Consider the following 9893-nt stretch of genomic DNA (forward strand, 5'->3'; position numbering starts at 1 on the left):
CTGACTTGTAAAATTGAAATTGAAGTTCAGAGTTTGGAAGAATTTTCACAGGTTATTTCTTTGTCGAGAAAACCAAATATAATTATGCTTGACAATATGAATATCGACTACATGCGTAAAGCTGTTGAAATACGTAACAAAAAATCTCAAGAAATATTATTGGAAGCGAGCGGAGGCGTAAACGAGGATAATATTTTAGAAATTGCCGAAACCGGTATAGATTTCATTTCAGTTGGGTCATTGACGCATTCGACTAAAATACTTGACATTCATTTAATAATATTTTAATTTTTTTTATAATTTTTTATGAAATTTGTTTTGGCATATATTATATTAGGGTTATTGACAAGCGATGTTCCCATGCATTTCTTGTATGTGCAGAATTTTGAAAAGAGTTTGTAGGTTTTTTTTAATTTTTTTAGGGTTTATTTTTTAGGAGGTTTTATGAGAAAAGTTGTTTTGGTATCCATGTTGGCTTTGGCGCTCATTGCTGTAGCGTGTAAAGAGTCAAAAACAACTGATGGTGTTGTTGCAACTGAAAATGTTGTAGTCGTTGAAGAAGAAGTTGTAACCACTGAAGAAGCGGCTGCTGCAGAAACAGAAGCGACAGAAGAAGTAGTTTCTGAAACTAACGCTGCAAACGAAGCGGCGGCAGAGTAAGTAAACTTTAGTATTATTGGGTTCAAAATAAGCTGAGTGTAATTAATTTATTCTTAAACTTATTTTGAACCGTTATTTTAATATTGTTCAAAAACAAACGGATATTCCACAATAGTAGTATCATTTTCAATTTGAATTTCAGAAAATTTCCATCTTTTTATCGTTAAAACTATATTCTTCTCGAAAATCATGTCGTTTATGTCGCTTTGTAAAATTTTACAATCAACTATCTCTCCGGTAGAAATTATTTTGAATCTGACTATAAGTCCGCCGTTTAATTTGTTGCCTTGCCGCATATAGTTGATATATTCTTTGCGAATTGTGTTTGAATTTTGGTCTATTCCTCTCATAATATTTGCACGACTGCGCTGTCCTATAATCGTTTGTCCGCGGATTCCATCGTATTTTAATATTTCAGCAGAATCAACATATATTGACGTATCTTTCTCCAATACGGTCGAATCAGAAAAATTATCCTTCTGCGCACTTTTTCCTTTCCCTCCCAGAATGAATTCCAGTGCAAACACAGGAATTATAATTATTATAATTGTTATAATTACTTTGTTCATAAAATACTTCTTTCTTTTTGTTTCACCCTGTACAAAATAATTATTTTATATGCGTGTGAAGGAGAGTGTGAATATGTTAATTAGAGATTTGGGCGATTTTCCGGAATTTGAAACTGTTCTATTAGGAAATTCTGTTGACGAGGAAGCGAAACAAATTATTGTTTCGGAGTTAATGAGCGACGTTTTGACCGAAGATAACGGCGGAAATGTTGTTTTGATTACCGGATTATGTACCGAGCAAGCGATAAGAACCTCGAACATGGTCGATGCGTTGGCGGTTGTTATTACAGCCGGAAAAAAAATTACCGCGTCTATGATTAAGATAGCGAACGATGCCAAAATTTCGCTTTTTTCCACAAAATTGAGAAATTATGAAGTTTGCAAGTTAATTGCGGGGAAAATGTAAGTGGTCGATGAAAAACTTTTAAACCCAAGCGGTTCGATTGTTATCAAAGAAATGATTACCCGAATTCGTGTCAGAGACGCGATGAACTCGTTGGTTTTAACGGGGAAAGTAACGGCGACAATGAGGGAAATTCAAAATATCATGCGTGAAAGCAAAATTTCCGGCGTCCCTATTTGCGACGATAACGGAATTTTGACGGGAATGATCACTGTTGACGATATTATCAAGGCGCTTGACGGAAATTACATAAACGACTGTGTAGAAAAACACATGTCAAAAGACATTATAACTCTTGACGCAGATTTACCGTTGTCGGTTGCGTTTTCGTATTTTGGAAAATATCAATTCCGACGCTTCCCGATTGTTGATTCTAATAAGAAACTTACAGGAATAATTTCCGGCAGAGACATTTTGAGCAAAATGTTGGAATTGTTTAATCAGGAAGTCGGAAAACTTGAGGAAATGATTCCTGAAGAAAAAATGATAAGTCAAGAATTTTACTATAAGAAATATTCCGTCGCCGCTAAAGATATGACGCATGCAGGAAACGCTTCCGGGGAAATTAAAAATTATTGCGGAAAATGTGGAATGTCGCGAAATCTTTGCCGTAGAATAGGCGTTGCGGCATTTGAACTTGAAATAAATATTGCGGTACATTCATATGGCGGAACGCTTTCTTTGTCTCATAAAGGAAACGAATTGCAAATAATTTCACAGGACATCGGTCCCGGCATAGAAGACATAGAATTGGCAATGCAGGAAGGTTATTCGTCGGCGAACGATTGGGTGCGTTCTTATGGCTTCGGCGCTGGAATGGGGCTTCCAAATATAAAAAGAGTGTCCGATGTTTTTGATATAAAGTCAAGTAAAGAAAAAGGGACGGTTGTAACGGCAACTTTTTTTATAGACGGTGAAAAACATGAAATTCTTTGAGCGATTACATTTATATGGAGGGATATAATGAAAACAAGCGATGTTTCAAAAATTTTGTTTATTAAAGCGGCAAACGATGTTTTCGACGGAGAAGTTAACGCCGCATACACTTCCGATTTGTTGAGCGATGTATTGGCAAACGCAGAAAGCGAGTCCGTATTAATAACCATACAAGCGCATAAAAATACTACAGCCGTCGCAGGAATCGTCGGCGCAAATACAATAATTATTTGTAATTCAAGAGAAATTCCGCAGGATATGATTTCGGCGGCGAATGATTCTAAAATTACACTTTTTGTCTCTGAAAAAAATCAATTTGAAACAAGCGTTGCGATCGCAAAATTACTCGGAACGCACTGACATTTAAAATTTTGCATAATTTCGGTTTCCCCTTGCTTTTCGCAGGAAAAGTATTTTATTTTAATGTCGAGTTTTCAGCAAAAAAATCTAAAATCCGGAGGAAATATGTCAAAAATATGCGACGTTTGCGGAAGAGGGCCGGTTATCGGCGGGTCGGTTTCGCATGCTCACAATGTAAGTAAGAGGGTTTTTAAACCAAATCTTCGTAACATTAAATTAGAAATTGACGGCATTAATCAAAACGTCAAAATTTGTATGAGATGCCTCAAATCTCTGTCTAAAGTATAGTTATTATTGGTTGTTTTGTGCGACTTTTTGTTTTCTTAATGTTATTGTTTACGGTAACGCAGGCAAAGCCGGTAGTTATCGTGAGCGCGTATCCGATTTATGATTTTGTGTCCGTTATAGCCAAAGACGAAGTGTCATTGATTTTGCTTCTTCCGCCTAACAGCGACCCTCATTCGTTTGAACCTACTCCAAAAGACATTGTAAATATAGGTAACGCCGACATATTTTTTTATATTTCGCCGGAGTTTGAACCATGGGCGCAAAGGTTTGTAAAAAAGGCGAAATCTGCGATTTTTGTCGCCGACAAAAAACACGAAGATCACTACGACAACGATAAAGAGCGTCATGACCCGCACGTTTGGCTTGACCCTGAAGAAGTTGTTGAAATTGTTGAAATTATCGCGGAAAATCTAAAAAATATCTTGCCGGAAAATGCGGATTTTTTTGAAAAAAATGCAAAAAATTTGCTTACACAAATAAATGATTTAGATATGGAATACAAAATCAAATTTGAGAGATGCGAGCATAGAAAAGTGTTTTTTACAGGACATAATTCTTTTGTAGGGTTTGCAAAAAGATATGGTTTGCAGATAATTCCGATAACGCAAAGTTTTTCATCCACTTCCGAGCCGTCGGCAAAACAAATAGCGATTATCATTGATGAAATTCATAAAAGCGGAGCGAAATTTATTTATTATGACGTACACAGCGGTATTTCTGCGGCAAAAACGATAGCGAAGGAAACACAAACGCAAATACTTCCGCTTTTTACAATTCACACGACAAGTAGAGATGATTTCGCTAAAAAAGTACACTACATTGAGTATATGAAACGTAATTACGAAAATTTATTGCGCGGCTTGCAATTTTAATAATAAATTTTGTTTTTAACACCTATTTTATTTATGGAGTTTTATGGATAAGGCGAAAGCAGGATACGTTGAAGGCATAATATCAATATTTATAAATACGGCGTTGTTTTTTATTAAGTTATGGGCTAGCGCGGTAAGCGGTTCAATTGCGTTGGCCGCCGATGCATGGCATACGCTTTCCGACTCAATAAGTTCAATAATTGTTGTCGCGGCGGTAAAATTATCATCAAAAAAAGCTGATAAAGAACATCCGTTCGGACATGGACGTTGGGAACATGTGGCGTCTCTTTTTATAGCTGTTTTTCTTGGCGTAATAGCGTACGAGTTTCTAAAAAATTCTATAATGCGATTTAACAGCGGAAACGAAGCGGTTTTCACATCGGTCGCCATAATTGTTACTATTATATCAATCGTTACAAAAGAAGCGCTGGCTCGGTACGCGTTTTACATAGGACGAAAAACTGAAAATCTGAGTATAAGCGCAGACGGTTGGCATCACAGAACCGACGCTTTATCCTCAGTCGTTGTATTGACAGGAATTTTGTTTGCAAAAAAATTTTGGTGGATTGACAGTGTTTTGGGAATTATAGTCGCCATGATGATTTTTTATGCAACATTTGAAATAATGAAAGAGACAATAACGAAATTTTTGGGCGAAGAACCAGGACAAGATTTGATTGATGCCGTAAAAAAAGAGATTTTGTGCGTTTATAACTACGATTTGGAAGTGCACCACTTTCACATTCATAACTATGTTTTACATAAAGAATTAACTTTTCACATCCGTTTAGATAAAAATTTGAATATAGAAACCGGACACAAAATAGCAAGCGATATAGAAAAAATAATAGGGGAAAAATTTAATATGGCCGTGACGATTCACGTTGAACCCCTGTATAAAAATTCTTAAACTTAGCGTAAATAACGTTCAAAGAAATGGATGACAAATGAAATATATTCCCATAGTTGAGTTACCGCTCTTAATTGTTATGGTACTGATTCGCGCCGCCATTTTTAGGCGTCAGAGAGTTAAAACTATAGTATTCGGCGCAACAGATAAAACTGATTTTGTAATTATTCCTATAGTTTTTTCTTTCTTTTACGGTATATCGGCGTCGGTTTTTGATTTGCCTTTCCCAGAAACTTTAAAAAATCATTTTTGGAATCCGGATTTCTTAATCGTTGCAGCAATAATTGTTTGCTCGTCTGCACTTGTATGGTTTGGCGTTACCTTAAAAATATTCGGCAAATCATTTCGCGTGGGAATCGACGAAAACACTAAAGACGAATTAGTGACAAACGGCACGTTTGCAATCGGCAGAAATCCGATTTATCTTGCTTTTATCACATTTTTTATCGGTATTTTTACGGCGTATCCTAATATAACAACCCTTGTGTTTTCGCTTCTCGTAACCGCAACGATCCATAGGCAAATTTTACGCGAAGAGAAATTTCTCAAAAACCATTACGGTGCGCAATACGAAGAATACTGTAAAAAAGTACGAAGATATGTTTAATTTTAAAAAGGGAATTTAATGGATTTTTTTCTAAATTCTGATTTTGCAAGCGCCATTGACGAATTTGGACTTGTATTTTTTGGAAATTCATTGTCGCAATGGATGCTTTCGGTTTGTCTGACGGTTATGGTGTTTTTATTTTTCTTTGGGTTAAAACGATTGTTTTTGAAGAAATTGCCGAATTTCGTGAAAAAAGAGGAAAGCAGATTCGGTAATTTTTTCCGCAATATGCTGAAAGCCTGCGGTAGCTGGTTTTTTTTAGTAATTGCGATTTACTTCGGTTCAAAACCGTTGCAATTGGACAATTATCAGCGCCTTATAACAGATATAACGGAAGTGGCGATGTTCATTCAAATAGGTGCGTGGTTAAGCATTATGCTTTCGGAGTTTTTGCAAAAATGGGAAGTAAAAAACAATCAGGATGCGGCTTCTATTGAGATTGTAATTTTTAATAATTTCGGACGTTTTTTAATCTGGACTTTGGTTTTGCTGCTCGCTTTGGACAATATGGGTGTAAAAGTAGTGTCGCTTATGACCGGATTGGGTATCGGAGGTATCGCGGTGGCTCTTGCGGTACAAAAAATACTAGGAGATTTGTTCGCTTCGATTTCGATAATGCTTGATAAACCTTTTGAGATAGGCGATATGGTCGTTGTGGATGAATATTGCGGCTATATAGAGAAAATCGGGATGAAAACGACACGAATGCGCAGTGTTTCTGGAGAGCAATTGATTCTTTCAAACAGCGACTTGTTGGGAAGCAGGATTCGCAACTATAAAAGGATGACAGAGCGGCGTGTTACGTTTTCTTTTGGAGTTACGCATAGAACTTCACGGGAAAATTTGAAAGCGATTCCAGAAATATTTAAAGATATTATAGACAAACAAAAGAACGCTCGTTTTGACAGAGCAAACTTGCAGGGAATCGGGGATTTCTCAATGATTTATGAGTGTGTTTATTGGATAGAATCACCGGACATGAAGGTATTTATGAATGTCCAGCAGAATGTAATATTGGATGTTATAGACGCTTTCGCCGCAAGAAATATTTCTTTTGCGCATCCGACGCAGACTTTGTTTGTCGGCGGAGTGGGAAACAACGGCAATTCGGAGAAAACAAATGAGATTGGAAAAAGTAAAAATACATGATAAACGATATTTGGAATTTATTATTTTGAGAGTTTTCACTAAAAGATAGACAGTAATGCATCCCTGTATTTTTCAAACACTGTATGGTTTTGAAAATTAACCCAAAGTTTTATACTCCTATCCACCATTTCTTTTTTATGTGATACTACTTTTGTCCTACGAGTAAATCTTGCTATATTATGCCTTGTGTTGCTATTGTCTCGCTCTATTGCAGGAGTATGGCTCTTCCCTATAACGTGCCTGTCTTTTGGAAGAACTTTTGCAAAAGAATCCCAATTGTCTGTATAAAAAATGCAATTATCGGTCATTTTGCTTACTTTTTTGTAAAGTCGTCTGAATGTGGCAGTATCACGACCGCCGATTTCCCACGCGACAACTCTACCCGTGCTACGCTCAAATGCTTTGATAATCCAAAGTTTTCTTTTTTTTTATTTATATAATGCCACATTTCATCAAATTCCATTTCTTTTATTTCTCCTTCTGTTTCCACAAACTCAATATTGTTACTTGCTTCTACAATCCAGCGATACACAAGAGACGGAGAGGCGTCTAATATTTTTGCCAAATGATTAAACGTCCCTTTCATTGTCGAGTAAAGAAGCACGCATAACGCTTTCTTTACTGCTACTTTATGATTTGTGCGCTTGTCGCCAACGATAAAATTATATCCGCAATCTTTACACTTCCAACGCTGATTTTTTCTTACAAAACCGTTCCTTACTATCTTTTCACTGCCGCATCGTTTACATTTAAGCATAATGTCCACCACAAAATATTGTTTAACAGTATTAATATACGTTATGCAAAAAACAAATATCTATCTTATGGTGAAAACTCTCATATTTTTTAGTCTTCACTACCTCTCACTCGTACTATTTCCGACAGGAAAAAGCAGCGCGTATTTCCGAATTTGGATTTTTTCACTGCGCCGATGCTACAGGTACGTTCGCAGGTTGCTTATTCAACCATTCTTCTTACAGCTCCTTCGTCTGCACTGGTTGCAAAATACGCATACATTTTAAGCGACTGTGAAATCTTGCGATTTCTATTAGGTTTGAATGCGTTCTTGCCTTTTGCAAGTTCGCTTTGTCTTCTCTTTTGTAATTCTTCGTCCGAGATTTTAAGCGTAATGCTTCTGTTTGCTATAGAAATATCTATAATGTCACCGTTTTTGACAAGCCCTATCGTTCCGCCGTCTGCGGCTTCCGGAGAAACATGCCCGATTGACAGCCCGCTGGTTCCTCCGGAGAATCTTCCGTCCGTTATCAGCGCACATTCTTTACCTAAGCCTATAGATTTTATATAAGACGTCGGATAAAGCATCTCCTGCATTCCTGGGCCGCCTTTTGGTCCTTCAAAACGTATTACAACAACGTCTCCAGCAGACACTTTTCCCCCTAAAATACCTTCGCAGGCGTCTTCCTGGCTGTCGAACACTACAGCCTTGCCTGAAAAATCGTATATTTTTTCATCGACGCCGGCTGTTTTTACCACACAGCCGCGGCTTGCAACGTTTCCGAACAGAACTCCCAATCCTCCGTCTTTGGTATAGGCGTTTTCTACGCTTCTAATACATCCGTCTTTTCGATCGGTATCCAATTCTTCGTAATAATTATCTTGTTTTCCGATTTCGTTGCAAAAAACGTTTGCCGGCGCGGATTTGTATATGATTTTTGCATCTTCCAAGCAAGCCTTTGACATGATGTCATACTTTTCCAAACACTCGCCAAGCGTCAATCCATCGACTCTTTTTACGTCTGTGTTTACTAATCCCGCTCTTGCCAGTTCACCCATAAGAGCCACAACTCCGCCGGCGCGATTAACGTCTTCGATATGATATTTGTGCGTGTTGGGCGCAATTTTTGCAATGCATGGGACTTTACGCGAAAGTATGTCCATATCGCTCATATTGTAATCCACGCCGGCAGCTTTTGCTATCGCAAGCAAATGCAGCACAGTATTTGTAGAACCGCCCATTGCGATGTCAAGCGCCATTGCGTTTTCAAAGGATTTTCTGTTTGCTATGCTTCTTGGAAGTACGCTTTCATCGCCTTCAGAGTAGTATTTGTTTGCATTGCGTACGATATGTTTAGCCGCTTTTTTGAACAACTCCAATCGGTTTTTGTGCGTAGCGACCACAGTCCCGTTTCCAGGCAAACCAAGCCCTATCGCCTCAACCAAACAGTTCATAGAATTAGCAGTAAACATCCCCGAACAACTCCCGCATCCGGGACAGGAAACAGCCTCCACCTCAGCCAATTCTTCTTCGCTTACGTTTTTATCTCCAGCCATGACTATCGCATCAATAAAATCATATTTCCTATCTTTGCCTTTACCCGCTTCCATAGGTCCGCCGCTTATAAAAATAGTGGGAATATTGAGGCGCATCGCAGCTATTAACATTCCGGGAACAATTTTGTCGCAATTCGGAATACATACAAGCGCATCGGCTCTATGTGCGTTTACCATATATTCGACACTGTCGGCGATGATTTCACGGCTTGGAAGCGAATACAGCATTCCTGAATGCCCCATAGCGATTCCGTCATCAATTGCAATAGTGTTAAACTCTGCGGCAAAACATCCTAATTTCTCAATTTCCTCTTTTACCAACTGCCCGACATCGTGCAAATGACAGTGACCGGGTACAAATTGCGTAAAAGAGTTTGCAACGGCTATGAGCGGCTTGCCAATCTGCTCCTTCTTCATTCCGTTTGCCGCATAAAGCGCCCGTGCGCCAGCCATAAGCCGCCCTTTTAGAACGGTATCGCTTCTTAATGGAAACTTCATAAATTCGCTCCTTTTTTTCCAATAAAATAATAACTGTTCACAACACCCCACAAGTAAAAACCGCATCATAAGAAGAAATAATTAAAAAGAGCGATTTTTACCGTTTGGAAGTGAAATGATGTTTAAAGTACTTGAAATACCGCAAAGAAAAACAAATCTCATTAACGCAGATTTCGGCGCGATGGCGAAATTAAAGACGCGAAGCGAAAATAAACAAAAAAATATTTCCGTTAACCCGTAACTTTTCCTAATTTTACGTAACATGTTAAGGTATAATATTCAATTTTTTCAACAACTCTCTTGTAGTTTTAGTCGTTTTCGCATCATACCATTGATTGTTGATTTTCAC

The 9893-nt window shown here is 37.9% G+C and carries 14 protein-coding genes; 10 read left to right on the plus strand and 4 right to left on the minus strand.

The window, feature by feature from the left end:
- Together LBH98_08305 and LBH98_08310 are read left to right on the plus strand one after the other, a co-directional pair.
- A partial coding sequence (locus tag LBH98_08305) for a hypothetical protein (protein ID MDR0304749.1) occupies positions 1-288 on the plus strand: 288 nt, incomplete at its 5' end.
- Between the two features lie 156 nt (positions 289-444).
- A complete protein-coding gene (locus tag LBH98_08310; protein MDR0304750.1) occupies positions 445-660 on the plus strand; it encodes a hypothetical protein in 216 nt (71 codons plus the stop codon).
- Between the two features lie 77 nt (positions 661-737).
- On the opposite strand, the gene LBH98_08315 is transcribed toward LBH98_08310, so the two are convergent.
- Positions 738-1229: an AgmX/PglI C-terminal domain-containing protein gene (locus LBH98_08315; GenBank protein MDR0304751.1), complete on the minus strand. Its 492-nt coding sequence runs from the start codon at positions 1227-1229 to the stop codon at positions 738-740.
- Between the two features lie 67 nt (positions 1230-1296).
- Between LBH98_08315 and LBH98_08320 the strand changes: the two genes are divergently transcribed.
- The 8 genes from LBH98_08320 to LBH98_08355 all read left to right on the plus strand — a co-directional run bounded on the left by LBH98_08320 (position 1297) and on the right by LBH98_08355 (position 6754).
- Positions 1297-1635, plus strand: coding sequence for a hypothetical protein (locus LBH98_08320; protein ID MDR0304752.1), 339 nt, complete (start codon positions 1297-1299; stop codon positions 1633-1635).
- The gene (locus LBH98_08325) at positions 1636-2568 is read left to right on the plus strand and encodes a CBS domain-containing protein (protein MDR0304753.1); all 933 of its coding nucleotides are present in this window, start codon (positions 1636-1638) and stop codon (positions 2566-2568) included.
- Between the two features lie 27 nt (positions 2569-2595).
- Positions 2596-2928 carry a hypothetical protein gene (locus LBH98_08330; GenBank protein MDR0304754.1) on the plus strand — a complete coding sequence of 111 codons (333 nt, stop codon included), beginning with the start codon at positions 2596-2598 and terminating at the stop codon, positions 2926-2928.
- A gap of 105 nt (positions 2929-3033) precedes the next feature.
- On the plus strand, positions 3034-3216 hold the full coding sequence (gene rpmB, locus LBH98_08335) for a 50S ribosomal protein L28 (protein ID MDR0304755.1): 183 nt from the start codon (positions 3034-3036) through the stop codon (positions 3214-3216).
- Positions 3217-3233: 17 nt separating this feature from the next.
- The gene (locus tag LBH98_08340; protein ID MDR0304756.1) at positions 3234-4088 is read left to right on the plus strand and encodes a metal ABC transporter substrate-binding protein; all 855 of its coding nucleotides are present in this window, start codon (positions 3234-3236) and stop codon (positions 4086-4088) included.
- Between the two features lie 43 nt (positions 4089-4131).
- Complete coding sequence (locus LBH98_08345) at positions 4132-4998, plus strand: cation diffusion facilitator family transporter (protein ID MDR0304757.1); 867 nt, start codon at positions 4132-4134, stop codon at positions 4996-4998.
- 37 nt (positions 4999-5035) lie between these two features.
- The gene (locus LBH98_08350; protein ID MDR0304758.1) at positions 5036-5605 is read left to right on the plus strand and encodes an isoprenylcysteine carboxylmethyltransferase family protein; all 570 of its coding nucleotides are present in this window, start codon (positions 5036-5038) and stop codon (positions 5603-5605) included.
- Positions 5606-5623: 18 nt separating this feature from the next.
- Positions 5624-6754 (plus strand): mechanosensitive ion channel, encoded by a 1131-nt coding sequence (locus tag LBH98_08355; protein MDR0304759.1) that lies wholly within the window; start codon positions 5624-5626, stop codon positions 6752-6754.
- Between the two features lie 38 nt (positions 6755-6792).
- On the opposite strand, the gene LBH98_08360 is transcribed toward LBH98_08355, so the two are convergent.
- The 3 genes from LBH98_08360 to ilvD form a co-directional block, all read right to left on the minus strand.
- The gene (locus LBH98_08360) at positions 6793-7164 is read right to left on the minus strand and encodes a hypothetical protein (protein ID MDR0304760.1); all 372 of its coding nucleotides are present in this window, start codon (positions 7162-7164) and stop codon (positions 6793-6795) included.
- Positions 7068-7511 (minus strand): hypothetical protein, encoded by a 444-nt coding sequence (locus tag LBH98_08365; GenBank protein ID MDR0304761.1) that lies wholly within the window; start codon positions 7509-7511, stop codon positions 7068-7070. The genes LBH98_08360 and LBH98_08365 overlap by 97 nt, the downstream gene beginning before the upstream one ends.
- Positions 7512-7711: 200 nt before the next feature.
- Positions 7712-9544 (minus strand): dihydroxy-acid dehydratase, encoded by a 1833-nt coding sequence (gene ilvD / locus LBH98_08370; GenBank protein MDR0304762.1) that lies wholly within the window; start codon positions 9542-9544, stop codon positions 7712-7714.
- Positions 9545-9893 lie beyond the last annotated feature (349 nt).

The organism is Chitinispirillales bacterium, from assembly GCA_031254455.1.
In the GTDB taxonomy this organism is placed as follows: domain Bacteria; phylum Fibrobacterota; class Chitinivibrionia; order Chitinivibrionales; family Chitinivibrionaceae; genus WRFX01.